This is a genomic window from Candidatus Nomurabacteria bacterium, assembly GCA_023898625.1.
Lineage (GTDB): Bacteria > Patescibacteriota > Saccharimonadia > Saccharimonadales > JAGQNJ01 > HK-STAS-PATE-36.
The window spans coordinates 216,115-240,913 of sequence record CP060231.1; the positions used below are offsets into that span (position 1 = coordinate 216,115).

General features: G+C 40.0%; 28 protein-coding genes and 1 tRNA gene. 3 read left to right on the plus strand and 26 right to left on the minus strand.

The window, feature by feature from the left end; translation table 11 throughout:
• Positions 1–21: 21 nt before the first annotated feature.
• The 5 genes from H6793_01100 to H6793_01120 all read right to left on the minus strand — a co-directional run bounded on the left by H6793_01100 (position 22) and on the right by H6793_01120 (position 2,864).
• On the minus strand, positions 22–345 hold the full coding sequence (locus H6793_01100) for an RNA-binding protein (protein USN95742.1): 324 nt from the start codon (positions 343–345) through the stop codon (positions 22–24).
• A gap of 114 nt (positions 346–459) precedes the next feature.
• Positions 460–1,557 carry a peptidylprolyl isomerase gene (locus H6793_01105; GenBank protein ID USN95743.1) on the minus strand — a complete coding sequence of 366 codons (1,098 nt, stop codon included), beginning with the start codon at positions 1,555–1,557 and terminating at the stop codon, positions 460–462.
• On the minus strand, positions 1,532–2,113 hold the full coding sequence (locus H6793_01110) for a PH domain-containing protein (protein USN95744.1): 582 nt from the start codon (positions 2,111–2,113) through the stop codon (positions 1,532–1,534). Before H6793_01110 ends, H6793_01105 begins: the two co-directional genes overlap by 26 nt.
• Positions 2,114–2,202: 89 nt before the next feature.
• Positions 2,203–2,278 (minus strand) — tRNA-Arg (locus H6793_01115).
• A 28-nt stretch (positions 2,279–2,306) separates the two neighbouring features.
• On the minus strand, positions 2,307–2,864 hold the full coding sequence (locus H6793_01120) for a nucleoside-diphosphate kinase (protein USN95745.1): 558 nt from the start codon (positions 2,862–2,864) through the stop codon (positions 2,307–2,309).
• 81 nt (positions 2,865–2,945) lie between these two features.
• Here H6793_01120 and H6793_01125 point away from each other — a divergent pair, with 81 nt between their 5' ends.
• On the plus strand, positions 2,946–3,869 hold the full coding sequence (locus H6793_01125) for a tyrosine-type recombinase/integrase (GenBank protein USN95746.1): 924 nt from the start codon (positions 2,946–2,948) through the stop codon (positions 3,867–3,869).
• A gap of 21 nt (positions 3,870–3,890) precedes the next feature.
• Here the strand turns inward: H6793_01125 and H6793_01130 are convergent, their stop codons facing one another.
• From H6793_01130 to H6793_01205, 16 genes are all read right to left on the minus strand, one after another.
• On the minus strand, positions 3,891–5,507 hold the full coding sequence (locus H6793_01130) for a pilus assembly PilX N-terminal domain-containing protein (GenBank protein USN95747.1): 1,617 nt from the start codon (positions 5,505–5,507) through the stop codon (positions 3,891–3,893).
• Between the two features lie 21 nt (positions 5,508–5,528).
• A complete protein-coding gene (locus tag H6793_01135; GenBank protein USN95748.1) occupies positions 5,529–6,182 on the minus strand; it encodes a type II secretion system protein in 654 nt (217 codons plus the stop codon).
• The gene (locus tag H6793_01140; protein USN95749.1) at positions 6,179–6,739 is read right to left on the minus strand and encodes a hypothetical protein; all 561 of its coding nucleotides are present in this window, start codon (positions 6,737–6,739) and stop codon (positions 6,179–6,181) included. The genes H6793_01135 and H6793_01140 overlap by 4 nt, the downstream gene beginning before the upstream one ends.
• The gene (locus H6793_01145) at positions 6,730–7,524 is read right to left on the minus strand and encodes a hypothetical protein (GenBank protein ID USN95750.1); all 795 of its coding nucleotides are present in this window, start codon (positions 7,522–7,524) and stop codon (positions 6,730–6,732) included. The genes H6793_01140 and H6793_01145 overlap by 10 nt, the downstream gene beginning before the upstream one ends.
• 21 nt (positions 7,525–7,545) lie before the next feature.
• Positions 7,546–8,340 carry a prepilin peptidase gene (locus tag H6793_01150; protein ID USN95751.1) on the minus strand — a complete coding sequence of 265 codons (795 nt, stop codon included), beginning with the start codon at positions 8,338–8,340 and terminating at the stop codon, positions 7,546–7,548.
• A 63-nt stretch (positions 8,341–8,403) separates the two neighbouring features.
• Positions 8,404–9,027 (minus strand): transposase, encoded by a 624-nt coding sequence (locus H6793_01155; GenBank protein ID USN95752.1) that lies wholly within the window; start codon positions 9,025–9,027, stop codon positions 8,404–8,406.
• A 303-nt stretch (positions 9,028–9,330) separates the two neighbouring features.
• Complete coding sequence (locus H6793_01160) at positions 9,331–9,825, minus strand: type II secretion system protein (protein ID USN95753.1); 495 nt, start codon at positions 9,823–9,825, stop codon at positions 9,331–9,333.
• A 97-nt stretch (positions 9,826–9,922) separates the two neighbouring features.
• Positions 9,923–11,143, minus strand: coding sequence for a type II secretion system F family protein (locus H6793_01165; protein USN95754.1), 1,221 nt, complete (start codon positions 11,141–11,143; stop codon positions 9,923–9,925).
• 4 nt (positions 11,144–11,147) lie between these two features.
• On the minus strand, positions 11,148–12,215 hold the full coding sequence (locus H6793_01170; GenBank protein USN95755.1) for a type IV pilus twitching motility protein PilT: 1,068 nt from the start codon (positions 12,213–12,215) through the stop codon (positions 11,148–11,150).
• A gap of 24 nt (positions 12,216–12,239) precedes the next feature.
• Entirely contained in the window at positions 12,240–14,069 is a 1,830-nt protein-coding gene (locus tag H6793_01175) for a type II/IV secretion system protein (protein ID USN95756.1), read from the minus strand.
• Between the two features lie 25 nt (positions 14,070–14,094).
• Positions 14,095–14,331: a hypothetical protein gene (locus H6793_01180; GenBank protein ID USN95757.1), complete on the minus strand. Its 237-nt coding sequence runs from the start codon at positions 14,329–14,331 to the stop codon at positions 14,095–14,097.
• Positions 14,331–14,999, minus strand: coding sequence for a hypothetical protein (locus H6793_01185; protein USN95758.1), 669 nt, complete (start codon positions 14,997–14,999; stop codon positions 14,331–14,333). Before H6793_01185 ends, H6793_01180 begins: the two co-directional genes overlap by 1 nt.
• 12 nt (positions 15,000–15,011) lie before the next feature.
• Positions 15,012–15,701: a hypothetical protein gene (locus H6793_01190; GenBank protein ID USN95759.1), complete on the minus strand. Its 690-nt coding sequence runs from the start codon at positions 15,699–15,701 to the stop codon at positions 15,012–15,014.
• A 1-nt stretch (position 15,702) separates the two neighbouring features.
• Positions 15,703–16,740 carry a type IV pilus assembly protein PilM gene (gene pilM / locus H6793_01195; GenBank protein ID USN95760.1) on the minus strand — a complete coding sequence of 346 codons (1,038 nt, stop codon included), beginning with the start codon at positions 16,738–16,740 and terminating at the stop codon, positions 15,703–15,705.
• A 44-nt stretch (positions 16,741–16,784) separates the two neighbouring features.
• Positions 16,785–18,914 (minus strand): hypothetical protein, encoded by a 2,130-nt coding sequence (locus H6793_01200; protein ID USN95761.1) that lies wholly within the window; start codon positions 18,912–18,914, stop codon positions 16,785–16,787.
• A complete protein-coding gene (locus H6793_01205; GenBank protein ID USN95762.1) occupies positions 18,911–19,270 on the minus strand; it encodes a hypothetical protein in 360 nt (119 codons plus the stop codon). The genes H6793_01200 and H6793_01205 overlap by 4 nt, the downstream gene beginning before the upstream one ends.
• 103 nt (positions 19,271–19,373) lie before the next feature.
• Between H6793_01205 and ychF the strand changes: the two genes are divergently transcribed.
• On the plus strand, positions 19,374–20,453 hold the full coding sequence (gene ychF, locus H6793_01210; protein USN95763.1) for a redox-regulated ATPase YchF: 1,080 nt from the start codon (positions 19,374–19,376) through the stop codon (positions 20,451–20,453).
• Here the strand turns inward: ychF and H6793_01215 are convergent.
• Positions 20,443–21,114 (minus strand): PH domain-containing protein, encoded by a 672-nt coding sequence (locus H6793_01215; GenBank protein USN95764.1) that lies wholly within the window; start codon positions 21,112–21,114, stop codon positions 20,443–20,445. The two genes, ychF and H6793_01215, sit on opposite strands and share 11 nt — an antisense overlap.
• 129 nt (positions 21,115–21,243) lie before the next feature.
• Between H6793_01215 and H6793_01220 the strand changes: the two genes are divergently transcribed.
• The gene (locus H6793_01220) at positions 21,244–21,891 is read left to right on the plus strand and encodes a Crp/Fnr family transcriptional regulator (GenBank protein ID USN95765.1); all 648 of its coding nucleotides are present in this window, start codon (positions 21,244–21,246) and stop codon (positions 21,889–21,891) included.
• Here the strand turns inward: H6793_01220 and H6793_01225 are convergent.
• The 4 genes from H6793_01225 to efp are packed head-to-tail and all read right to left on the minus strand — an operon-like array spanning position 21,883 to position 24,796.
• Positions 21,883–22,788, minus strand: a complete 906-nt coding sequence (locus H6793_01225) for a serine hydrolase (protein ID USN95766.1) — start codon at positions 22,786–22,788, stop codon at positions 21,883–21,885. The genes H6793_01220 and H6793_01225 overlap by 9 nt on opposite strands.
• Positions 22,789–22,818: 30 nt before the next feature.
• Positions 22,819–23,541, minus strand: coding sequence for a TlyA family RNA methyltransferase (locus H6793_01230; protein ID USN95767.1), 723 nt, complete (start codon positions 23,539–23,541; stop codon positions 22,819–22,821).
• The gene (locus H6793_01235) at positions 23,541–24,221 is read right to left on the minus strand and encodes a hypothetical protein (GenBank protein USN95768.1); all 681 of its coding nucleotides are present in this window, start codon (positions 24,219–24,221) and stop codon (positions 23,541–23,543) included. Before H6793_01235 ends, H6793_01230 begins: the two co-directional genes overlap by 1 nt.
• A gap of 8 nt (positions 24,222–24,229) precedes the next feature.
• Positions 24,230–24,796 carry an elongation factor P gene (efp, locus tag H6793_01240; GenBank protein ID USN95769.1) on the minus strand — a complete coding sequence of 189 codons (567 nt, stop codon included), beginning with the start codon at positions 24,794–24,796 and terminating at the stop codon, positions 24,230–24,232.
• Between the last annotated feature and the right edge of the window lie 3 nt (positions 24,797–24,799).

Below are 24,799 nucleotides of genomic sequence, written 5' to 3' on the forward strand. Positions count from 1 at the left end.
TATTGACATCAATATATTCTACTATCGTTGTCTAAAAGAAGAGCTCTGATTGAAGTCCCCATTACCAGGGCGAGATCGATCATTGCGAGGACGATCCTCACGTGGACGAGCCTCATTTACCACAATCTTGCGTCCTCCAAGTTCACTACCATCTAAAGCCTTAATCGCTTCCTTTGCTTCGTCTGCTGATTCAAATTCAACAAAACCAAAACCTTTTGAGCGACCAGTATCTCTATCGGTAATTACGTTGGCATATGATACCGTACCGTGTGTTGCAAATAAATCTTGCAATTCTTGTGTAGTTGTAGAGTACGGCAAACCACCAACATATAACTTACTAGCCATTAAGATTAGTTCCTTTCTATTAATCTTTCAGGTCGACCATCTTTACTCACTCACTAAACTAATGGCTTGTTAAGAATCCTGTCTAAATATCATACACTATTATTGATTAATTTACTAGTTATCCGATGGAGATGCTTGTTGGTCTGTCTGGGGTTCTGGCAAGCTAATGTAAGCTCTTGTTTTAGTTTGGTCCTTCCTATCGTTAAGATATTGATTAATATCTTTGAAGTTAAACACAATGTGAGCAACCTTTGCTTTATCGCCATCCTGAAGCTCGATCAACTTATAGATTTCAAGTGAATTGCCCGTATTAACTATTCCTGAAACCTGACCTGGTTGTAGTTTAAAGATAGCATCGATAGTTTGTGGAGAAATATCTCTGTTAGATTTCTCGATTAAGAATCCATATTCTCCACCCTTGTCTTTTGTTGTTACTTCATCGGAATAAGTTTTCGCAACCTCTGCAAAATCCTTTCCATTGTTGATTTCTGCCAAGGCTGAATTTGCTCGCCCTTGAGTATCTACGTCAAGTGACGCGAGGACTTTTTGTTGTAGTAAATTACCATGAACATACCGTTTAAAGTCAGCCTCATCCCACCCGAAATATTCCTTCAAGACATCATCTAAAACATCCTTGCTGCTACCAAGACGTTCCTGGTTGCGTAATAAAGTAATCTGATCCTGAACTTCTTGGTCACTAACTGTAATCTTCTTTTCTTTTGCAATCTGTTTAATATACGCATCGTTGATTACTTTAGTTAATGAGCGGTTTTTTGCAACTATCAGTTGTTGCTTGCCGTAGTCACTATTAAAATCTAGTTTTTGCTGGTTTTCGTAATAATGCTGATACCTCCTTAACTCAAAAAGATAATTCTCATAAGCTATAAACTTATCGCCTTGCCTTGCAATAGGAAACGGAATTACTTGAGTAGCTTTATAAATAAATGTCGAGGTTGAGTGGAAACGATACAACGCCGTTATACAGTACGTAAAAAATACGACAAACGTAACTAATACAATAGTAATCGTAAGTATTACAATCTTATGCTTTGAATGTTGCAAAGGATATATATATTTACGTGCACTTGATAACACTTCCTCTCGATGTTCAGCGACAGTATCATTTGTAATCTTAGGGATTTCCGAAGTCGCCAAAGAACCTGCCTTCTTCTTTAGTCTTGGTCGCCTAAACTTCTTCGAGATCTTCTTCATTATACTCCTTGTCTTGTTTTATATCTGCTGGATCAACTTGTTCCGCTTCTATTCCTTCAGATCTAAGTACATCGGTTATGCATCTAATTACTTCTGTTGGATGATGAACTTCATGGATCACCAAATCGCCCATGTAAGTCTGTATCATTATTGTACCAAATCCTAGTAAAGTTGCTTGTATGCCCTTCACCTCATAGCTAGTTGCTAGTATTTTTTTTAAGCCTATATCGACTACAGATCTATTAAAAAAACCTTTCTGAGTGATTTGTATTAAGCGTTGGTTGGTCACAATAAATACGCTATACCAATAAATTATCCATGAAGGAATAAACAAAATAATACCCAGCACCAGTCCACCAGCTAGGCCACCGTAAAAATAAGACATTTCAGGTTTTATTAACGCTGGTATTGAACCGGCTAGTATGGCTAACATTGATATAATTAAGCCTTTACGCATAACTATCGGATGTTTACGAAACAGGTACAAAACTTCCTCATCATCAAATTGATCAGCAAAATCCTTATTTTGCTTTTTAGGAGAACTACTCTTTGGCATAACAATATTTTACATTAGTAAGTATAAGTAGTATAGGATAAAAATAACTGAACTCTAGTTATAATAAGATACATTAATCAAATTAATCATGGTGACCCGGGAGGGATTCGAACCCCCAACACCCACCTTAGGACGGTGGTGTTCTATCCGTTGAACTACCGGGCCAAGTATGCATTACAGCATACATTTAATATTAGACTTGAGTTAGACCCTCGTGAACCGTCGTGTATGTAAATAATTCTGATTCCTCAAACCACATTTTGATTTCATTTTCAGCCTCACTAACTGATCCGGAGGCATGAACTATGTTGGCGGCGCCTTTCTTCTTTAGTGATGCCCGTCCTAGGCTAAGATGCGCATAGTCGCCCCTAATCGTACCTGGCGCAGAATCTTTTGGCCCAGTCTTACCAACCATTTTTCTAACAATTTCTACGGCGTGCCCGCCTTCAAGAACCATAGCAACAACTGGAGCGCTTCTCATAAATTTACGTGTAGCATCCACTATCATATCACCGATTTCCTCGACAGTTTCACTGTACTCAACACCGTAAGCATCCCAATCCTCTTTAGTTTTATTACCTACAATTGGGATAAGGTCATCCGGATAATGTGACTTTAATAACTCCATCTCTGGTATCATCATTTTCATGCCAACAATCTTAAGGCCTGCCCTCTCAAAACGAGTAATAATCTCCCCAGCTATGGCCCGCTGAATTGTATCTGGCTTTAGTATCACCAAAGTTCTTTCCATCAATATTCCTTTCGTATTATAGTTATTTTATTGTACAAAATATTGTATCTGTTGTCACCCTTAATGCCGTACAATATAAGTATGAAATTCAGCAAAGCAAAAGATGAATTCCTAGAATACCTAGAGATTGAACAAGGACGTTCGTTAAAAACAATACACAATTACAACCATTATCTTACGCGCATTGAAGATTATGCTGGAGATATTAATGTTAAAGATATAAATCCAGAATTTGTCCGTAAGTGGCGCTTGTGGCTAAATAGACTAGGCACAAATGTAAGTGATGAATTACAAAAAAACACCATTAATTACCACTTAATTGCGCTGAGAAGTTTTTTAAAATGGTGTACGAAACGCAATTATGATTCGATGCCAGCGGATAAGATTGAACTTGCCAAAAGCAATAGAAACGAGGTTTCATTCTTATCAATCGATGAGTTGAATAAACTTTTTGCTCAGCCAAACACATCAACCCTACAGGGGTTGAGAGATCGTTCTATCCTAGAATTACTGTTTAGTAGTGGCTTACGCGTATCAGAACTCACAAACCTAAACAAGGAGCACATTAACCTTAAAACAAAAGAGTTTACTGTTCGAGGAAAAGGCCAGAAAGACCGACCAATATTTATTAGTGATAGCGCGTCAAGCTGGATAGACAAATACATAGAAACCAGGAATGATACAATCCCTGCACTATTTATCGGGCACAGTAATAAAAAACCAAAGGTAGACAGAACTGGCGATTATTCTCGATTAACACCCAGAAGTATCCAAAGAATGGTTTCTAAGTATGCTCTGCTGGCTGGAATAACCAAACATGTTTCACCGCACACTCTGAGACACAGCTTTGCTACGGACCTATTACGTAATGGCGCTGATTTACGTAGCGTGCAAGCAATGTTAGGCCACAGCAATATTTCCACCACACAAATCTACACCCATGTAACAGATCCACACCTAAAGAATATTCATAAGAGATTCCATTCTAAACAAAATAGACAGTAGTTATGGACGTTTAAATATACATTATGGAGTATATAATCTGTATTTTCCAGTACAGTATCTTTTACCTTCAGTACCGTACGGAACTTGTTCCCTATTATTAGTCTTAGAGGCAGGCCTTTTGCGAGTAGACGGCTTAAAATATACTGTTAGTGTTACGCTATACCTTCGGCAACCAATGGCACCATTTGTCCTGATAATATCATCTTGTAGATTTTGGTGTCCTGCACTGCTATAATCATGCACCATCTGATCATTATAATTGCAACCTTTTTGCCCACTAGTGAGCTCTGTTGTATGCCCGTCACCCCACGACCACACACACCTATCTACTTCTGATGCAGGATTATCAGACCAATTAGAATATGATTGAGTCCAGCCCCATAACTTAGGAGGGCCAGGATCATCACAAAAGCTAGGCTGTCTAGGAGAGCCATCGCACGATCCGATATCTGCATTACCACTTGGGTCAGGGTCTGGGTCTGGCGTAGGAGATGGCGGGGGTACTACTCCCGTAAGCGTAACAGAGGTGCTACTATCACATTGATCATTAAGGCTTGTTCCGGTTAGTACCAGCAATTTGCATAGATCGTCGGTTGTTGAGATGGCAGAGTCTGGGAATAGGCCATCAAAATCCCCAATACTTAGACCTCCGTCAACTGGAACTCGCACCTGAATTCGCCTTAACACATCAGAGGCCTTGCCGGTTACGTCAATTTCTGCCTGTCCGCCAGATAAGTTAATAGTACTACCACTACTATCTTTGGGCGTCATTATTATTTTAGCAGATTGATATAAAGGCTGAACCACCACAAAATACGATGTGCGACCCAAGCCTGTAATACTTACGTTACAAGCATATCTATCAGGATCTACAGTACTTGAATCACAGTTACCGTCAACAAACTGTCCTTGCCTAGGATAGGTTGAATTTATACCACCATCTGAACCTAAGTAAGTAATACTATTATCTCCCGTTGCTTCTGTATTAGGATATAAAAACATTGTATGTGATCCTTGATTAATATCGTTTTTTGAGAGTGGCTGCGTAATACCACTAACATCTTTTGTAAATCCTGGAAAAATCGTAACCCTCAACATCGGGCCACTCATGCCACTAACTAACGTATGATCAGTTGGGTTTGAGGTTATTTGGCCGTTATCATTTCTTTGCCAACTAATATCCAATTGCCCAATATTAACACTCGAATCAATACTTGTGACATAAGAACCGTCGGATGGATTAAGGTTATCAACCCTGTAGTCCGGTAAGGTTTGATCAATAAGCACACAAGAGTAGCTTACGTTATTTGAAATTTCGCTTTTGTATATTGGGCTTGGTTTTGAAGGATCATTAATTGTTTCTGCTACTTTGCTAAAGCTTCCTGGCCCCGAACATTCGGTTATATCATCTGTTAAGCCTGCTTTTATTGCACTTTGGGCATCAGCAATACCAGCCTCTGCGGCGTAAAAGGCCTGCTGACTAAGTTGACGATCTAGAGTGCGACGCTGTTCGCGCCGAACAATCAACGCAAAGCTACTAACCACCAAGGTGATTATAATCATAATAATCAACGAAACCGTTATTGATACCAGGCCTTCTTGGTTATTCTGCAACCTACTCATCTTCTTAGCGCTCATGCTTACCATTAATATACACCATTATTTTATTCTTTTAAATACTATTGTTGAATAATTTACCGCTGAACACCACTGACTACCAGCAACCTGACCTTTGCATTTGTCGCCATCTATCAAATCATCATCACCATATATCACTGTTAGCTTAACCTCATACAGCCCTGTTTCATTACCGACAGAGTCTTTTAGAGCGTTTACCTCTAATTTAGATACTCGCATGTTGTCTGATAGCATGTCATGCCCTGCTGAAGGATCACTTTTAAGATCTGGTACGCCCGTACTACAAGCACCAGAATTATCAATTTTATCTCGCCACATCGCATGCTTAATATTATCTGTATCTGAGCCCTGCTTTACACCTTTAACGAAGGTGAATCGATTATTGCCAATACACACAACAGACACATCATGATTAGTAGTTGGGGCATCCCCCAGGGATACAGTACTAGCATCATCTTTACCCACGATGGTAGCGCTTTCGTACTGGATTGCTTGGGTTATTGAATCTAGTATTGCTTTTGCAGATGTTTGAGTATTAGAAACAATAATACCTTTATAATAAAGCCGGCTAATCTGAATTATCGCCACACTGGCGCCCAAAATAACAAAAGAAAACACAGCCGACGCTATTAAGAGTTCTACTATAGTAAAGCCGTTTTGCTTATTGATTCTCATATAACAACATACCTGTCTGCAACTACAATACTTTCTTCTCCGCCACCACCTGCACGATCCCACTTAACAGTAACTTTATAAGTAAGTTGCTTTTTGTCCAGCTTAGGATCGTTATCATAGTTCAAAAAGGTTAAATCGGTGGTAACTGATATTTTATATCGCCCGTCGATACCTTGACTACAATCGTTGGGCGCCGTTGTCGCCGTAATTCTTGAAACAGGAGGAGTTCCTTGAGTAGTTGTGGCAACACAAAATGAGACTTTATTCCAAGTAACCGAAGGAATGATTAAGCTATCCCATTCTGTACCTGTTGTATTAATAAAACCATTGTTATTTAACGATTCTAAATTAGGGTTATCCTGAACCTTCCAACGGATGGCCTCTAGCTGACCTTCGGCAATTTTGGTTGCCTCGCTTCGTTCTTGGGCAACCTGCACACCATTTAAGCTACGCGTTGCAATTGAATACCCACCACCAATAATCAACATCAGTACCGTTAAGGCAATCATTACCTCAACAATAGTATCGCCTTTGTTAGTTAATTTTCTTATGAACATTTTGTGTCCCAATCACTCTTATTAACTATCTGCTTTTCTACGTTCATGGCGTTGCCGTTTGCACCAAGTGTCACTAGTGCATACTGATTGGTGGTTCCACTCTTTACGCACAACAAAATACCTTTATTTGTCACATTAAGACCCCTAAGATCGGGGTCTATAGTTGAGTTATTTACAGAACCTGAAACGGGGGCAATAGCGACTTGTGTTGCTCCATTTAGCGAACCACCGCCTAAGCTTGACCCAAAAGATTGTACATAAGCCACACCACCGTATTCAGTGCCATCTGAAACAACCTTCTCTACACTTAAGCCAAAGCCATTAGTGTATTCTTGAGTGCCGAAGTCTGGGCTAATTTTTGCCTGAGCCTCACTTAGTGAACTAGCAATTTCTCCTGAGCTATCTAAGCGTCTACCAAAAATCGTATAAACCTTTAGTTTGTCGCATTCGTTCCCAGGATTAGTACACCCAACAGAGCCGAACTTTACGGCCTGCCCTATGAAAATACAGCTCGCATTTTCGCCCTGATCCGCATTACCTGGGACAATACTACCATTATTGCATTTTGCTTTATTCGTATTAGGATAATACCCGGTCGCTACCTGGTTGCTAATATCGGTCATCTGCGATACCAGCTCGTTCAAAGATTTTTGAAACTGTGTTTTGGGTATTCTTTGCTGGAACAACAGCAAAGCACTAGCCAACAAAGCTGACATCACTGTTAAAACAATGATTGTTTCTAAAATAGTGAACCCGCCCACATTACGACGAAGGTTACGAATCATAGGCAAATTATAGCATAAGCACTAACCCATGAACAAAAAGGTTTTGGTATACCAATCTATCATCTGACTGCCAAATAAAAAAACAATTATTGTTGCAATTATCAACAGTGGACCAAATGGGATTTTAGACCGTGCATTCAATTTTTTACTAACCAGTAGTGGCAATACTAAAAATGTACCGATAACCGATGCCAAAAAAATCAACAAGAAAACATTAATAATAGACCCTGCTATAAGCCCTAGTGCGTAAGACATCTTAACATCACCCCCGCCAATCCACCTGCCATCTGAAAACTGAAACAATACCCAGAAAATAGCAAAAAACACCAAACCAGACACAACTGACCAAAATAACCCTAGCCAACTGCTGTTTAAGATTGCCAATAAGGTAACCAAAATGCTAGCCAAAATAGTTAAGGGCAAGACCATCTTGTTGGGTAGCAACTTCCATTTAAGGTCATAGACAAGTAGTGCCATAAAGACTACCAAACAGCCCAGCCACGATATAAAGGCCAGCCAGCCTAGCAATGTTAGTGAGTATGGCCAAAAAGCATAAGACAATGCAAACAATAGCGCAGTAAATAACTCAACAGCAGGATATTGAGCCGATATAGGTTTTTTACAATAACGGCACTTGCCCCTCAAACTCAACCAGCTAAGCACTGGCACTAAGTCTTTAGCCCGTAAAACATGTTTGCAATTTGGACAAATAGAACGCTCGCTCACCCAGTTTTTACGCTTTTTGAACCGCCAAACGTAGGCATTAACAAAGCTACCAAAAATAAGCCCAAAAACAAATAAGATAAGCACAATCATCACTAATATAGTACACTAACTTACCCTTTTAAGAGGACTGTCCTCATAAAAAGGGTTTTTGTGTTATAGTATAGTATTTGCCAGTTCGTACTTTATTTCGTCAAGCTTGTCCTTGTAATCCACGTAGTCTGCTAGAAATTTTTTGTATTCTTCCCTATCGTTGTTAAACATAGCCAAAACAGCATCTGGATGAACCCACTCTGCTTTTTGACCAGATAAATAGTACCCGATGCTACTGTAGGGTGTAGTCTGCCATTGCTTACGGTTGAGGTGTATATAGCGCGAGATATGCTCTACATATTGTTGGCTAGCTATTAAAGAAGCCTTATAACGACTCTCAAACAATGATCCAGTTCTGTTGTATTTGTTATTAAAGTAACGTGAGTAGCTACCCATTACGCCTCGCATAAGCTTCTGCATTGCGCCTTCTTCGTGCTGATAAAGTAATAAGTGAAAATGATTACGCATCAGGCAGTAGCATAGTAAATCCAAACGACCATACAGATGTGGATATGATACCTGATGTTTATCGAGGGTTGGTTTTTTTGATAAGTAGCGCGCAAAAAGTTTTGTGAAATAATTGTAATCAGCGTCATCAATGAAAATTTCTGATTTGCTGTGCCCTCGCGCATAGACGTGATAGTAACCGTCAGCTATATCGATTTTAATAACGTTACGGCTTGGCATGTCAGTAATGATAGCTCAGTAAAATATATTATGCAATCTTTTGTACTTTTATGAGGAACGTCCTCCAGAAAGATATTATGCAATCTTTTGTACTTTTGTGAGGAACGTCCTCCTGAAATTTATCGATATTATGCAATCTTTTGTACTTTTATGAGGAACGTCCTCCAGAAAAGTATCATGGGTTTTGGTGGTGGTTTATAGGGGCAGTTTGTGTGAAGGGTGTAGCTATTTTGTGAAAGGTGTGGCTATTTTGTGGCAAAGAAAAAACGGGGTTTCCCCCGTTTTCTCAGAATACAATGAGCTTTAGCCTGCACTCACACATTGCGTGGTCGAACCAGAACCTGAATTTTCAGAATTAAACAGCACTACACCACCTCTAGGAGCGTATGATACCATACCGGCCATATTTGTTGCAGAATATCCTAGAGTTGGATCACATTTTGCATTAACTATAACTACAACTGAATCAGTATCCGCGGGCGCAGCACCAGGATTAGCCGAAGAACTGGTTAACGAACGGATTGTTACTCCTGACGTCTTATAAAAACCCAATTTAGCATTATCTGTTACATTTGCTGCCGTGGTAGGCGATGATCCACCGTGATTGTTGACATACTCTGAGTACGCACTAGCCAATGCGGCAGAATCATTTTTTCGTTGCGTGTTGCGTGAGTTCCGTTGTAGTGCAGGTATTGCCAAGAACACTATTAGTAGTATTAAACCTGCAATGGCAAGCACAATCAAAACTTCGATTATAGTGAAGCCTTCTTCTCTTTTAGTTTTATATTTTTGTAACATTACTTTGCCCCCTTTATACGGTTATTACTTAAAGCTTAATGCTTATGGTTAAGATATTAAGCTTTTGTAATACAAAATGCAAGCACTTTTGCACAAGTTAAACAATATTGGTTTGGTTAACCAAACCATACACTGGCAACAACACCGCGGCGACGATAGTAAACGCAACAATACCTAGTAGAACCATCAAAATAGGCTCAATAATTGTGGAGATGGTCTTAATTTGGTTATCTACCTCTTTTTCGTAATAGTCGGCGGTTTTGGCTAGCATATCCTCCAAAGAGCCAGATTCTTCGCCAATATGAATCATGTCTGGCACCAAGCTTAAGAAGTTTGGATCGCCACGGAGAGCATCAGATAACGACTTACCACCCTTAACTTTGTCTATGGCCTTTCTGACAGACCGCTCAATATGCACGTTATCTACCGCTCTAGCAACTATTTCGAGCATTTGAATAAGTGGCACGCCACTAGCTACCAATGTAGTACCTGTGCGCGTAATACGCGCCATGTATACCTTCATGAATAACGGCCCAAAAACTGGCAACTTCATCTTTGCTTTATCAATAGCCTCTTTGCCCCCCATGGTTCTTGCCCAACGGGTAGTAAAGAATATCGACAACGCCAAAACAATTAAAACGATATACCAGTATTTAATTGTAAAATTAGATACTGCCAATAATATTTTGGTGATCAATGGCAGGTTAGCTCCCGGTAAGTCGGCGTAGATCTTTTCTACTTGAGGCATGACCGTTACAATCATAAAGCCTACAACCGCAATCATCACTACGATAACAATTGCTGGATAGACCATTGCCCCACGGATTTTACTGATGATTTCGGCATCTTTTTCTTGCTGGTTGGCAATACGCTCTAGCGCTTTATCTAGCGTACCAGATACTTCACCAGCCGCCACTAAGCTAACAAAAACTTCGTTAAATACTTTTGGATACTTGCTAAGTGCTACAGAAAATGCACTACCAGCCTCTATATCAACAATAATCTTGCCGATAATAGCTTGCAGAGCCTTGTTTTGAGTTTGGCTAGAAACATTGCGCAGAGACTGAACCAGTGGCAACCCAGCATTGATTAAAGTTGATAGTTGCCGAGAGAATAAAACCTTGTCTTTGGTGGTAATTCGGTTAGTTATCCTGTTTAATATGCCGTTGCTGGATTCGCTACTTGGCGTGACGTCAATAACCGTCAGGCCTTGTTGTTTTATTAACCTTGAGGCCGATTGAATGCTATCTGCCTGAACCTCTGAGGATATTTTTTTGCCTGTAGCTGGGTCTCGCGCTTGATATTTAAAAGACTGCACTTAATTAACTCCTCATTAACCTATCTAGTTCATCTAAATCAACAGCATAGTTACGTGCTTCGTCATAGGTAATTGTACCAGCATGAATTAAGCCAACAAGTGTTTTATCCATAGACTGCATACCAAATTCTGCCCCAGTTTGAATAACCGCCTCAAGTTGGTGAGTTTTGCCTTCTCGAATAATATTGCGTACTGCAGGAGTAGCCACCAACACCTCGGCGGCAGCCACCCGACCTCCACCAATAGACGGTATCAGACGCTGTGAACAAATGGCCATTAAAATATTTGATAGCTGAGCTCTAACCTGAGGCTGTTGATGTGGCGGAAAGACGTCTATCATACGATCGATACTCTGAGATGCTGAGTTAGTATGGAGCGTAGCAAAAACTAGGTGGCCGGTTTCGGCAATTGTAATTGCTGAGGCAATTGTTTCTAAGTCACGCATTTCTCCGATAAGCACAACATCAGGGTCTTCACGCAAAGCACTACGAAGAGCTGCCGAGAATGAATATGTATCGTAATGAACTTCTCTTTGAACAACCAATGATTTTTTTGACTTATGCGTAAACTCGATTGGGTCTTCAATGGTAATAATATGGTCTGCCCGCTCGGAGTTGATTTTATCAAGTAAGGCGGCGAGCGATGTTGATTTGCCTGATCCCGTTGGCCCTGTAACCAACACAAGACCTCTTGGATACTGCGCAAACTTGTTGACTACATTTGGTAATCCTAGTTGCTCGATAGTCAATATCTCATTCGGTATCAAACGCAAAGCAGAGGCTAGATTGCCTCTTTCGTGGAATGCATTAACACGGAAACGACCCAAATCGCCGAAGGCAAAGCTGAAATCAAACTCTTTGTCTTTAAGAAGAACTTGCTTTTGGTCGTCATCCAACATTGCAAAAACTAAGCCCTCCACAACCTCCTCAGACATAGGCTGAGTACCAGGAATAGGTGCAAGGTGACCATCAATACGAAGCATTGGTGGCATTCCTACTTGCAAATGTAAATCTGAAGCCTTCTTCTTGACGACTTCTTCTAGTAGTATTTCTATTCTTGGCTGTGCTTCCATTATTTTATCCCACCTTTTCTTACTTTAGGCACTGTCCTCGGCTGCAACGCGATTAACTTCGTCTATTGTGGTTAGCCCGCTAAGAGCTTTTAGATAGCCATCTTGGCGCATACTAACCATACCTTGAGCAATAGCAACTTTTTGAATTTCGCTACTTGTAGCTCGCTTTAGAATAAGTTGTTGTATTTCTGGTGTCACATCAAACACTTCATACAAACCCATTCTTCCTTTATAACCGCCAGGTGCAGAGGCAGATTCTTTGCCTTTGTATAAAGTATAAGCGTTTTCGGTAACAAGTGGCAAGGTTTTATACCCAATATCTTCAGAAAACTTCTTAACTTCAGATGTATTTTTTGGTAAAAGACTACTTAATACTTGATGAATGGCTGTTGTTTCGGCAGTATTTGAACTATACGGTTCAGCACCATCAGCCAAACGCCTTACCAGCCTTTGACCAATAACAGTACGTACTGTAGAGGCAATCAAGAAAGGCTCAATCCCCATATCTAGCAAACGTGGCAAAATACCGGCGGCAGAGTTAGTATGTAGAGTTGAAAACACAAGGTGTCCAGTTAAGGCGGCCTGTACGGCCAAAGTTGCTGTCTCTTTGTCTCGGATCTCTCCAACCATCACCACGTCTGGGTCTTGTCGCAAAATAGAGCGTAAACCAGAAGCAAAAGTTAAGCCAACATCGGCATTAACTTGAATTTGATTAATACCTTGCATTTTGTACTCAACAGGATCTTCGAGCGTAACAATATTGATAGAGTCATTTTTGATCTCCTGGAGCAAAGCATACATTGATGTCGACTTTCCTGACCCTGTTGGTCCTGATGTTAAAACCATGCCGTTTGGATGCTCTAGGGCGCGTCTGATAGTGCGTAGCGCCCTACCTTTATACCCCATATCTTCTAACTTTAAGCTTGTTCCGGTTTTGTCTAGTAAACGAATCACCACTTGCTCACCCCACACCACTGGTGAGATAGCAATACGCAAGTCAATCTCCCTGCCAGTTACGCTCACCGTAAATTGTCCATCTTGTGGCAGGCGATGTTCATCAATCTTTAAGCTTGAAAGTATCTTAACTCTAGACACCAACGGTGGCTCGGTAGCTTTTGGTAACTTCATAACCTCGCGCAGTACGCCATCAATACGGCACCTAATCTGTAATTCCCTTTCTAATGGCTCGATATGAATATCACTGGCACCATTGTTGGCGGCGTATTCTAGAATTGCAGAAAGAATTTTACTAATTGGCGAATCTTGAGATATGGTTTTAATTGCTGAGTTCTGCATTAACCCGGGCGCAACATCTTCATCACCTTTAAAATCCTTAAGGTCACTTGACAAATCAATACCCCCACCTGGCGCCTGACCAGATGGATATGCACTAGTAATTTCTGCATTTGTAGCATTTTTGTATTGCTTTAGAACATTATGAATTCCTGTCTCACTTGCAGCAAAAACCTTAACTGGCCTACCAATCTTATTAGACAAATAATCTATGGCCTGAACATTATCAGGATCAAGCATTCCAACCACCAACCGATGTTGCATTTCACCTAACGGTACCGCCATATAACGTTCTGCAATTTCTTTTGGCAAAAGCCCCAAGACTTTTGAGCTGATTATTGCCTCAGATAAATTAACATAAGGAATATTACCGACATGAGCAATGGTTTTCGTTAGTACCTCGTCAGGAATACCCCCTTCACTTACCAGTAAACTAAAAAAAGGTGTGTTGTCTTTTTTGGCCTTTTCTTTAAGTTGATTAATTTTAGATTGCAAGATTAAATTCTGCTCAACAAGAGCATTTTCAACTTTTTCTTGAGTTTCTACCGATAAGACACTCATCTCTTATGTGCCCTCATTTCAGCCATTAAAAAGGCTTCTGGTTATTTTGGTCGCCTATTTGGATTAATTGCGTTGAATCGATAGAGTCCTTATTAAAGTATCTTTGATCAACTTGAGGGAAATCAGCACTAATTGGCTCCACAACTTCAACCTGTGTTTTACGATCTGCCGGTTTGCCAAAAATCATCCCAGAAACAATAAATGAAAATATTCCAGCAATAATCATGATCACAACAATTAGAATTATGTCTTTTTGTTTCATTATTTAACTACCTCTTTGGTTATTGTTAGACCCTTAGCTCCCTGATAATACGAAACAGCATCTAGGCTTAACTGCATCTGGGCTCCATCACCGCCTGTAATTGTAAGTTTCTTTATTTTTATTGGTCTAATGGATTGTTCTGTCGATTTTAATAGCTCTTTAGCTCGCGCAAAGTCACCAGCATCTGTAGTAAGCTGAAACGGAATCTCAACTGGCTTTGATTCTTTTGATTGACTTTGGGCAACCTCATCATCTGTACCAGAAATTGATTTTGGTGTAAATCCTTTTATTGAGAGCAACTTTTTTGTACTGGTAATAAATGCTGGGAAGTCATATTTGCTAGGCAGAGCATCCAAAACTATCTTTGAATTATTGCCATCTTTATCACCAGCTCCATTTGGATTACCACCGATCACATTATCTGGAGTGCCTGTGAACGCCGTATAAGACACCTTTAGCTGATCGACAGATTTTTTGTTCTCGTTGAGTTGGTCTACTGCCTTTTCTTTCTTGGCTATAACCTTAGACTGGTAAGATTTTTGAGACCATAGTGCCTTGCTTGCGACTAACGAAAATACTATTAAGAAAGCACCTACTCCAGCTACTGCAACCATAGTAGTATTTGCTTTTGATATTAACTCTCGTTTTCCTTTTTTGGGTGATTCCATATACTTCCTTTACTACTCCGGTTTCGTCTCTTGCTTCTTTTCAAATAAATCAGTTGGTGCCTCTGTTACAGAGCGCGTCGAAATAATACTTGGTACTGATAGTTGAATATTTTTTGTATTGTCAAAAATGGCCGTATCAAACTTAAACTGCAATCCATAAGCTGTGCGTCCTCCATTTGCTGGCTGAACACCGAAATTTGACAAAACAACTTCTGAAAAAGCTTTCTTTGACTCGGAACCATTAACCTCTTTATACTCTGTAAACTTTAAGATATCGGCATACCTGTTAACAGTTTCAATATTGGTTGCTGTTCCGTTAATAGTCATTGTTCCAGCGTCATAATCTACGGTCACATCGGTAATTTTTGCGTCTGCTGGGGTTAGCTGAACGAGGTAATCTGTCAATCTACTTGTAGCTGGTTTTGTCTCGTGCAATCCCGGTAAAGCCTTTAGCTGGTTTTGAACTGTCAAAACCTTATCTAGATCTGGCACCGCTTTGAGCTCATCTGTTTTTGTCTCAATATTTTTATCCAGGTTTGCTAAATGTTGCTTCTGGAAAACATTAACTATCAAAAATAGCAAGATAAAAATAAAAACTGCTAAAGCTGTTACTGATATTACGCCTAAAAGCACTGTGCGTTTTGTTTTTTGTGTCTTTAGATATTCTAGTTTTACATCTGGCAATAAATTAAACTGAACCATCTTATTCTTGCCTCTCTGCTAATCCCGCTGCGACTGCAAAATAAGGCGATAACGCCATTAAATCAGACTCGCTTGCTGTACCAACGCTAACATTTCTCCAGGCATTACCAATCTCTACATTCAAACCAGTTTTGTTAGCAACATAAGCCGGCATGCCTGGGATTATCGCTCCAGCACCTGCTATTACTATCTTCTCGACACCTACTTGATATCTATTAGTGAAAAACTTAATCGATTTGTCAATTTCTGCCATTAAGATATCGACAGTTGTGATAACAGCGTTGAATACTTGGCCTTCAAGTCGGTCTTTGCTGAGTCCAAATTTTGAAACAAACTGCTTGGCCTGTTGCTCGTCAATATTTAAATTCTGAACCGCAGCCTTAATAATTGAATTAGATCCAGTAGGTATCGAACGAGTGAGCCTTGGCGCGCCGTTGGCCACCACAACAATGTCGCTACTATTTTCACCTACATCAACTATCATTTGTGGATTCACAGCATCAGGTGGCAAAAGTGCTCGCCCCAAAGCTAAATTATCTGGTTCAAGGGCAATCACGTTCAACCCAATAGACTCTAACAAATCAAGGCGTCCTTCGATATATTCATTAGGAACACTAGTTAAAAGCACCTCGACTTTCGATTGGTCTTTTGGTGAGTCACCTATTAGAGCCCAGTCAATTTTTGATTCTGCCACTGGTGTTGGGATAATAGAATCTGCTTGAAGCTTAATTGACTTGCCAAGTTCAGACGGAGAAAGCCGATCCACATCCACTAATGTTGTGAACACGCGTTGAGACTGAATACCAACCACAACATTCTTGCTTACAACCTTAGCTTGTAATAGTAGATCTTTAATAATCTCGCCAACCTTTTGTTGATCTGGTTTTGCGTCGCTCATGGCAAGCTTTGCGTCTATTGGAACATAGCCAAATCGAACAAGCTGTTTGACTGGCCCGCCCCCTCTTAGTTCAACTAATCTGACTGCTGAGGTGCCGATGTCCAGTCCGAAAAAATCAGAGACGCCGGTTAGTAAACTCATTGCTGATAATTATAGCATAAGCACTATATTTTAAAGCAAGTTTTTTATAGCACTGGTGGCAAACCAACAATAGTGTCGTATTTTTTAGTGTTAGCTGTAGGAGTTTGTGGTTGGTTTATGTTGAACTTTAGGCCAAGATAGAATTCTGTTGGGAAATTGAAGACTTCGGCGATGTTAGAATTGTTACTTGTTTCATTTGGACTAGCGTTTGCTACATCACCGTTCAAGCGATTAAGCTTAACTTTTTTGGCGACAAAGGCGCCGTTAACTGTTAGCTTATTCACGCAACTCATTGATAGATCAGAGCAAGTATTTATTTCGCCACCAGTACCATCACTACCAAGAGCTACATATAATCCATCAACCCGTGATACATTTGATGCTATTTTGATATTACCCTTTACGATAATGATAATAGGATTGATGTCTTCTATACTAGACCATGAAGCAGTATTATCTTTTATGTCGCCTGATATTGTTAGATCACCATTAACGTAGAGCCTGTGATTAGCAGGTATTGCAGTAGGAGTGAGTATAGTTACGTCACCAGGAGGTTGAGGAAATCCACCATCATTATTCACAAAGCTTTCATAATCAGGAACACAACCAAGATATGCATTCTGATCATTACCAATTGGTGTCGATGGATCATTGCCTGAGTTCAAGAAGCTTAGTCCATTTTGTGGCTTTGGTACTTCATTTCCATCATTATTACCACTATGCATGCTAGCACTCATAAAGCCATCTATAACTCCTGTGGCACTAACAGCAAATTGCGATCCGGCACCAACCCAATTGGAACCATCCTGTCTATTAAATGCTTTTACAGAAGCAGTATTCTTTGAACAATCGGTACTAGTCGGCGTTTTAAACTTACGACCAACCACTACATCATGGCCATAAACCCGGAAGTAAGGGCTTGTTGATTGCACTTGGGATTCACAACTAGCAGAATTATCTGTAGTACTGTCGTCACCAGGAGATACGCTAACTGACATAGTATATTTTTGGCCAGGTTGTAAAGTAATGGGATCTGATGAATAGGTTACCTTAATGCCTGCCCCAAAATTGGAATTTCCAATAGTGCCTGGAACATTTGTAGCAACCGATCTTCCGTCACTAGTAGTGATACTACTCATAACTTTCTGATCCGCGATAGTACCGCTCTTGGTAAAAGTAAACACTGCTGTGTTTAGGTTCGTACAGTCAACAGAGACAGAAATATCCCCACCCACCGGAGGAGGTGAGCAATTCCAAGAAGCGCTACCCTGTCCGATAGTCGATATACCTAACGGATTGCCGGGTGTTCCGGTTGCATTTGCTGCAATCACAATCCAGTCGTAACTACTACCATCCTTGAATTGGTCAGGAATTGGGACTGAAAATCCACGATCACCACCAACACCAAATGCTGCAAGCGCCCCTGTATCGAATGGTGGATTCGGTATTGGCTGATTGCCAGTAGTCCTAGTGCTATAGTTTGAGGAAGACCAAGTTTCGCTAGGTTTCTTTATAACGATTGCAATGCCAAGTTGTGCGAATAAGTTGTCTGCGTCCAGTGCCCAACCCTGAAACCCTCCATCACAACTCACTACAGCACTCCCAGTTGGATCATGTCTAGCTGGGTTTATACCCGTACAAAACCAAGCAACGTTACCATTAGATCCACCAAAAATATAACCTGATGTATCGACACCCTCGCTCGGTAATCTGTCAAACGCGGTTCTTGCCCAGCTTGATGGAACTACTGTGGCTCTTCCAAAATCAACAGAAGTTCCTGCTGGGTAAAGCCCAGTGCTATAATCTTGAACATAATTATATCCCCTTATACTTCCTGCTCCATTTGCTATACCAAAAATCATAACATTACCGGCATTTGCTCCTCGACAAACACCTTGCACACCCCCCCAGGTAGACCCACTCCTAAAACCCCCGCTTGGTCCTGGACCATTAATATCATAGACCATCCAGCCATGGCCATTCCGAGTACTATAACCTCCACCTCCAGATGGGCCACCAGAGGCATTACCACCCCCACCAATTCCACCTCCAGCAAAAACTTTACTAGATGTCAGCAAACTTATACTTAGTATAGATATTGCAATAATAAGACTTGTAGTAATTACTTGCTTACGAGAATTAACCATTTTAACTATTGTGAGCTCAATATTCATTGTTGGTTGTTTCCCTTATTGCTCTTGTCTGTCATAAAATAATCCCCTTTTTCTGGCATAAATGTACCGGATGGTATTGAAGAAGGGTCTGATTGTAATTGATTGAGCGCCTTATCTACTGTATCTTGATCTATCTCCTGCTTTTCCATAGGTATTACTGTGTTTGTTTGCAACTTATCTTTGCTAGCCTTATAAATTAAGACCCCTAAAATAGCGACGAACGCGCACAAGATCAAAAGATACAAAATTTTTTGCTTAGTAGTGCTCTTTTTGATTGCATTTAACAGACGTGCAAATATATTTTCTTTTTTGCGATTAAATCTGCTACTGCTTGTAGACTGCTGATCAGACACCATGATTAATTAGTATTGTACTACACTGCTTGTGTTTATCAAACATATTTTATTACTACTATTTTCTGTGTTAGTAAGTATTATTATCTCTGTTATAATATGAGTAATGAGTTTATCCATTGGTATTGTTGGTTTGCCGAATGTCGGCAAAAGCACTCTTTTTAATGCCTTGACAAACAGTAATATCTTGGCAGCAAACTACCCTTTTGCCACTATTGAACCAAATACTGGAATTGTACCCATCCCAGATGAAAGACTTAATAAACTGGCTGAGATATACCGATCATCAAATATCGTTCCAGCAACCGTAACATTTGTCGATATAGCTGGTCTTGTGGCTGGAGCAAGCAATGGCGAAGGACTGGGTAATCAATTTTTAGCAAATATTCGTAGTTGTAACGCCATTTGTCACGTTGTTCGCGCTTTTGAAGACAAGGACATACAACATGTTGACGGCACTCACTCACCAAAAAAGGATATCGATATTATCAACACCGAGTTAGTGCTTGCAGATCTTCAGACAGTAGAAAAAAGATTACCAAAACTTACCAAAGAAGCTAAGGCTAATCCAAAACTAAAAAACCTGACAGATTGCTTAGAGAAAATTAAACAGTGCCTTAACGATAATCATCCAATAAATAGTCGGTTTAGTGATGAGCAGTTAAAGGAATTCGAAGATCTGCATTTATTAACAGCAAAGCCAGTTATTTATGTTTACAATGTTGATGAAGAAACCCTAGCCAATAAAGCAAAGTTAGCCGAGCTTAAAAATTTAGTTCCTCATGCAAAGGTAATATTTGTCTGCGCTAAGCTAGAAGAAGAAGTTAAAAGCCTAGATCCCATAGATAAACAAGAGTTACTAGCAAGCTATGATATTACGTCTTCTGGCCTAGAACAACTTATTCATATAGCCTACGATACTTTAGGTCTGCAAAGTTATCTGACCGCTGGAGAAAAAGAAGTTCGTGCGTGGACAATCAAAAAAGGTTCAACCGCACCACAAGCGGCAGGTGTTATCCACGGAGATTTTGAACGTGGATTTATAGTCGCGCAAATTATCAATTTTCACGATCTTGTTAAGTATGGCAGTGAGCAGAACGCAAAGTCCACTGGAAAGGTTCGCACAGAGGGAAAAACCTATATAATGCAACCAGACGACGTAGTTGAGTTTAGATTTAATGTGTAGTAGTCGGCTTAGGTGTGAATCCGCTATGTTTATACTTGGCAATCAAAGACGGTCTCAGATATAAAGGTTTTACGAAAGGTCGCGGATTCAAAAATTCATCCGTCGCCATCTTGCCGGCTACGTGCGCCAAGGAATGTACCTGAATTTGCCTTTTGTAGCTACTTGCAAAATCATCCTGTATGCTAGGCTGAATCGTGCTTGAGAAAGACGAATAACTTTGCGCGGGCAAGTTCTGGGGCAATTCGTTAGGCTGAGACCATCCATCATCAATATGTCGAAGTTCCATAACTCGATGCTGAATATACTTAACTAGATCTCGTAATCTTGTCTTGCGCCAACTAGTAAAGGCTAATGTTTTATTTATCGTAATTATAGATAATGTTGCATCCAACATACGGGCACAATAATCGACCTCTGAAATCATGTCATATCGAATATCCTCCATTGTTAGGAACCAAGGTTTTTTATCTATCAACAAAGCACGACGATCAGTTGCAACCATTAATGCAAATCCACCTTCGTACTGCCCTACTACAGCGTGATTAATCATCTCGTTTGGGGCCAAAATATGACATAACTCCTTAACCTCAGGCCTAGCAAAGAAACGATTTCGCATACCTACGTTAAATAGTTGTGCATCAACTTTTTTCAAATCAATCATATCCGTACCCCTCCTTACACATATATATTCTCACTTGGGTTCAATAAATACAGTTAAGAAAGGCACAGCCTTAATGCGAGATTTATCACAAATACTACAAAATATTGCTCTTTGTGTCATAATATGTCTATGTTGGGTAATGATAGTCAACTAGAACTATTTCTTAGCCTTTTTAAGCACGGCAAGTTACTATCCTACAATAAAGGAGAGTACATAATTCGCCCTGGCGAATCACCGGAATATGTTTTCTATATTGAAAGCGGTCTTGTTAAGGCATTCAACATTAGTAAATACGGTGAAGAAAACCTCCTTATCATCAGAAAACCTCACGAAATATTTCCACTAATCTGGGCCGTTACCGGACAAGGACGGAGTATCATATACCAAGCCTTGTCTCCGACTACTGTATATAAAGTTAACCGTGAAGAATTTACCAAATTCTTGACCAGTAATACTGACGTTCTCTACCCCTTTATTGATCTTATAGTCAAACAGTACAGAATTCATTCAGAAAGAATATTAAATCTTGAGTATAGAAGCGTAAGAGAAAGACTTGTGTCGTTTATTTTAACTATGGCTATGAGATTTGGCAAAGATTGCCCTGAGGGTGTATTAATAAATGTACCCCTAAAACAACAGGATATAGCGAGCTCCATAAATGCAACACGCGAGACAACTAGTCGAGAGCTTGGTGTTCTTGAACGAAAAGGGCTAATAACCACTACTCAGGGTTATATTACTATTATTGATAAGTCAGCCCTCAAAAAGTTACTTTAGTAAAGCCTGTTCGATCTTTGCGCCTAGCTGGGCAATCGTTTTATATCCAACGCCTGTAGTAAGTATAGCGACTACAATCTTTTGGCCATTTGGCAGTTCAATTATCGCTGTATCGTGCCACTCTTTATCTTCATTCCAACCAACTTTGTTGTATACTATTGATTTTGTAAACCCAGCTGGCAAGCCTATGCGAAACTTTGAATCTTGAGATTTCATAGAATCCAGGTAAGACTTCTTTGAATTCACGCTAAGCCCCTCACCTTTCGCAATCTTTTGTAACATTATTGCTGAGTCGTTAGCAGAAGTATATAAGCCAGTTAAAGAGGTATTGATGAGTCCATAAGATTTCATCTGTTCGGTAATGGATTCTTTGCCTAATTCAGCCCACATTTTTTCTGCACATGGACTGTAAGACGCACGAATCATAGCATCTAGGCACTCGCCTCTTGTATATCCAGTAATATAAGGTTCATTAAGATCATAAGTCCCGTCATCTATCTTTTGATAACCCACGTATGCTACAAATAATTTGTATATACTTGCTGTGAAAAATTGTTGATCCCCGTTAACTTCTGCCAGCGATCGACCATTGATATCTGTTATTTTAATTGCATAGGTACCGGGATTATTTTTTATGAATTCATCGATTGTTGATTGAATATTGGGTAGCGTCTTTTCTTGACTTGATGATTCATTAGTATTACTGGTAGGTTGTTGATTAGTTGACTGATTTGTTGGCGTTGACGGACTGTGCGCCTTCTTCTTGGCTAAAAGTAACCAAGCCACTACAGCTATCATCAGTATAGCCATAAACAATACAGTACCTGAGCGAAGATGCCTTGATTTGGTGGGTTTCTGAGGCGATTCTGTATGCCGTCGATAACTTGTTTGTGGCATGTTATCTAGTATACGACAACTACACTATAGTCACAGGACAGATTTAGCTTTTAATAGATAAAAGCGTTCAAGATTGCCTTTTGCGCCACTTACTTTGCTATCGGACTTGTTAGCAATAACGAACAAATCTTTTACCCATAATTCAAAATCTTTAAGAATTTCTCTGCGCACCTTTTCGTTTTTGATGACACCTTTATTCTTAAGATTTGCGCCAGTTTCAAACTGTGGCTTAACCATAGCGACTATTGTCGCCCGTGGTGCAATTCTTTTAATATATGGTAATACCTCTCTTAGACTAATAAAGCTTACATCCATAACCACCATATCAATATTTTGTTTCGTAGAAAAACTACGTATATCGGTTTGTTCGTGTAGCTCAACCCTTTCGTTGTGACGAAGTTTTGTGTGAAGCTGATTAGTGCCAACATCAACCGCAATAACCTTTTTTGCACCATGTTGCAAAGCAAAATCCGTAAAACCCCCTGTTGAAGAGCCAACATCTAAGACTACTTTATTATTAAAGTCCAGATCAAATATCTTAGAAACAGATGCCAACTTTAAACCAGCCCTTGATACATATCGTTCATTCGCTGTAACAACCACGTTGTCGCTAGGGCTAACATAATAACTAGGTTTTATAATAATCTTCCCGTTTACCTGAACCTCTCCAAGCTTGATAAGGCTTTCGGCTTGGCTCCTTGTGGCTACCAACTTCTGCGCAACCAATGTTTGATCTAAGCGAAATTTTGTCATTACAAATCCAGTACTTTCTCCGGTGGCCAATCTAGAAGTTCGTTTATAGTATTACCTTCGGCAAGTCGCCGATTCACCTCTATAATCCCAAAAACCGAACCTTCGTCTAAATACGGTGAACTCCAGTTAAACCATCTGTCCATCATAATATCCGCAAGCTCTTCGGAACCATTAGCTTCTTCTATCTGCGTAACAAGTTCAGACTTAGTCTGATGATGATTGCTATAACCGCAACTCTCTAAATCCATGAAAAAAGATTGCTCAGTTAAACCAAGTTCGGAAGATGCAATATCTTCTGCGACATGCGCCAAACCCTCACTAGCAATCTCTTCTATCAAATTCCAGCCAGCGAACCTTTCGTATCTTGCGGCATGCGTCAATTCGTGAACCGATGCCACTACGTAGGCACCAAACTTTTTCTCAACCTTCCTTCGCCGATAATCGTCAACTCGAATAAACAAACTAAAGCCAGTTGCATCCTCATTCTCGGCAACTGCAGGATAACTATTACCACAGCGCTTTATTTGCGCAATCTTAGGCTGACTATAGTCAATGCCAATATACTCTGCCGTCTGATGAGCGAGTTCAATTGCACCTTCTACAAATGGCCTCACTAAACGTCGATGGCTTCGACGCCAGAAACAACTCTTCCAGGAAATATCTATTTCTGGGTTTGACATGCAATTATTTAATCTTTTTTACGTTCACGATATGCACCAGTTGCTGTATCGACACTAATAACGTCGCCAACCTTAATAAATGCCGGAACCTTCACCTTAACACCAGTTTCAAGCTCGGCGTCTTTCAAAACACTACTGGTCGTATCACCCTTAACTACATCCTCTGCATACGTGACTTTTAAATAAACATTCTTGGGTAGCTCCACGTTAATAATACGGCCATCAAAAAGCTGAACAATAACTTTGTCTCCTTCTTTTAGATACCCCGATTGATCACCGATCAGTTCCGAAGATACTTCAAATTGTTCATAAGTTTCATCTTCCATAAAAAAGTATATTGAACCATCACTGTACAGGTATTGGACGTTCTTATTAACGACTTCAGCGGGATCTAACTGTTCATTGCCTTTGAAGGTCTTTTCAAGAACCTTACCATCAAGCAAACTTTTTATTCGAACATTAACGATCGAACCTCCACGACCCATAACTTTCTGCGAATAGTCAATAACCTTAAAAGGCTCGCCATTAAATTGAAATAATGTTCCCTTCTTTAGGTCTGTGATTCCAAATGCCATTAT

What these genes read in the sequence shown, in the direction of transcription:
- H6793_01100 (USN95742.1), bottom strand. Translation starts at nt 345, where the DNA reads ATGGCTAGTAAGTTATATGTTGGTGGTTTGCCGTACTCTACAACTACA.
- H6793_01105 (USN95743.1), bottom strand. Translation starts at nt 1,557, where the DNA reads ATGAAGAAGATCTCGAAGAAGTTTAGGCGACCAAGACTAAAGAAGAAG.
- H6793_01110 (USN95744.1), bottom strand. Translation starts at nt 2,113, where the DNA reads ATGCCAAAGAGTAGTTCTCCTAAAAAGCAAAATAAGGATTTTGCTGAT.
- H6793_01120 (USN95745.1), bottom strand. Translation starts at nt 2,864, where the DNA reads ATGGAAAGAACTTTGGTGATACTAAAGCCAGATACAATTCAGCGGGCC.
- H6793_01125 (USN95746.1), top strand. Translation starts at nt 2,946, where the DNA reads ATGAAATTCAGCAAAGCAAAAGATGAATTCCTAGAATACCTAGAGATT.
- H6793_01130 (USN95747.1), bottom strand. Translation starts at nt 5,507, where the DNA reads ATGAGCGCTAAGAAGATGAGTAGGTTGCAGAATAACCAAGAAGGCCTG.
- H6793_01135 (USN95748.1), bottom strand. Translation starts at nt 6,182, where the DNA reads ATGAGAATCAATAAGCAAAACGGCTTTACTATAGTAGAACTCTTAATA.
- H6793_01140 (USN95749.1), bottom strand. Translation starts at nt 6,739, where the DNA reads ATGTTCATAAGAAAATTAACTAACAAAGGCGATACTATTGTTGAGGTA.
- H6793_01145 (USN95750.1), bottom strand. Translation starts at nt 7,524, where the DNA reads ATGATTCGTAACCTTCGTCGTAATGTGGGCGGGTTCACTATTTTAGAA.
- H6793_01150 (USN95751.1), bottom strand. Translation starts at nt 8,340, where the DNA reads ATGATTGTGCTTATCTTATTTGTTTTTGGGCTTATTTTTGGTAGCTTT.
- H6793_01155 (USN95752.1), bottom strand. Translation starts at nt 9,027, where the DNA reads ATGCCAAGCCGTAACGTTATTAAAATCGATATAGCTGACGGTTACTAT.
- H6793_01160 (USN95753.1), bottom strand. Translation starts at nt 9,825, where the DNA reads ATGTTACAAAAATATAAAACTAAAAGAGAAGAAGGCTTCACTATAATC.
- H6793_01170 (USN95755.1), bottom strand. Translation starts at nt 12,215, where the DNA reads ATGGAAGCACAGCCAAGAATAGAAATACTACTAGAAGAAGTCGTCAAG.
- H6793_01175 (USN95756.1), bottom strand. Translation starts at nt 14,069, where the DNA reads ATGAGTGTCTTATCGGTAGAAACTCAAGAAAAAGTTGAAAATGCTCTT.
- H6793_01180 (USN95757.1), bottom strand. Translation starts at nt 14,331, where the DNA reads ATGAAACAAAAAGACATAATTCTAATTGTTGTGATCATGATTATTGCT.
- H6793_01185 (USN95758.1), bottom strand. Translation starts at nt 14,999, where the DNA reads ATGGAATCACCCAAAAAAGGAAAACGAGAGTTAATATCAAAAGCAAAT.
- H6793_01190 (USN95759.1), bottom strand. Translation starts at nt 15,701, where the DNA reads ATGGTTCAGTTTAATTTATTGCCAGATGTAAAACTAGAATATCTAAAG.
- pilM (USN95760.1), bottom strand. Translation starts at nt 16,740, where the DNA reads ATGAGTTTACTAACCGGCGTCTCTGATTTTTTCGGACTGGACATCGGC.
- H6793_01200 (USN95761.1), bottom strand. Translation starts at nt 18,914, where the DNA reads ATGAATATTGAGCTCACAATAGTTAAAATGGTTAATTCTCGTAAGCAA.
- H6793_01205 (USN95762.1), bottom strand. Translation starts at nt 19,270, where the DNA reads ATGGTGTCTGATCAGCAGTCTACAAGCAGTAGCAGATTTAATCGCAAA.
- ychF (USN95763.1), top strand. Translation starts at nt 19,374, where the DNA reads ATGAGTTTATCCATTGGTATTGTTGGTTTGCCGAATGTCGGCAAAAGC.
- H6793_01215 (USN95764.1), bottom strand. Translation starts at nt 21,114, where the DNA reads ATGATTGATTTGAAAAAAGTTGATGCACAACTATTTAACGTAGGTATG.
- H6793_01220 (USN95765.1), top strand. Translation starts at nt 21,244, where the DNA reads ATGTTGGGTAATGATAGTCAACTAGAACTATTTCTTAGCCTTTTTAAG.
- H6793_01225 (USN95766.1), bottom strand. Translation starts at nt 22,788, where the DNA reads ATGCCACAAACAAGTTATCGACGGCATACAGAATCGCCTCAGAAACCC.
- H6793_01230 (USN95767.1), bottom strand. Translation starts at nt 23,541, where the DNA reads ATGACAAAATTTCGCTTAGATCAAACATTGGTTGCGCAGAAGTTGGTA.
- H6793_01235 (USN95768.1), bottom strand. Translation starts at nt 24,221, where the DNA reads ATGTCAAACCCAGAAATAGATATTTCCTGGAAGAGTTGTTTCTGGCGT.
- efp (USN95769.1), bottom strand. Translation starts at nt 24,796, where the DNA reads ATGGCATTTGGAATCACAGACCTAAAGAAGGGAACATTATTTCAATTT.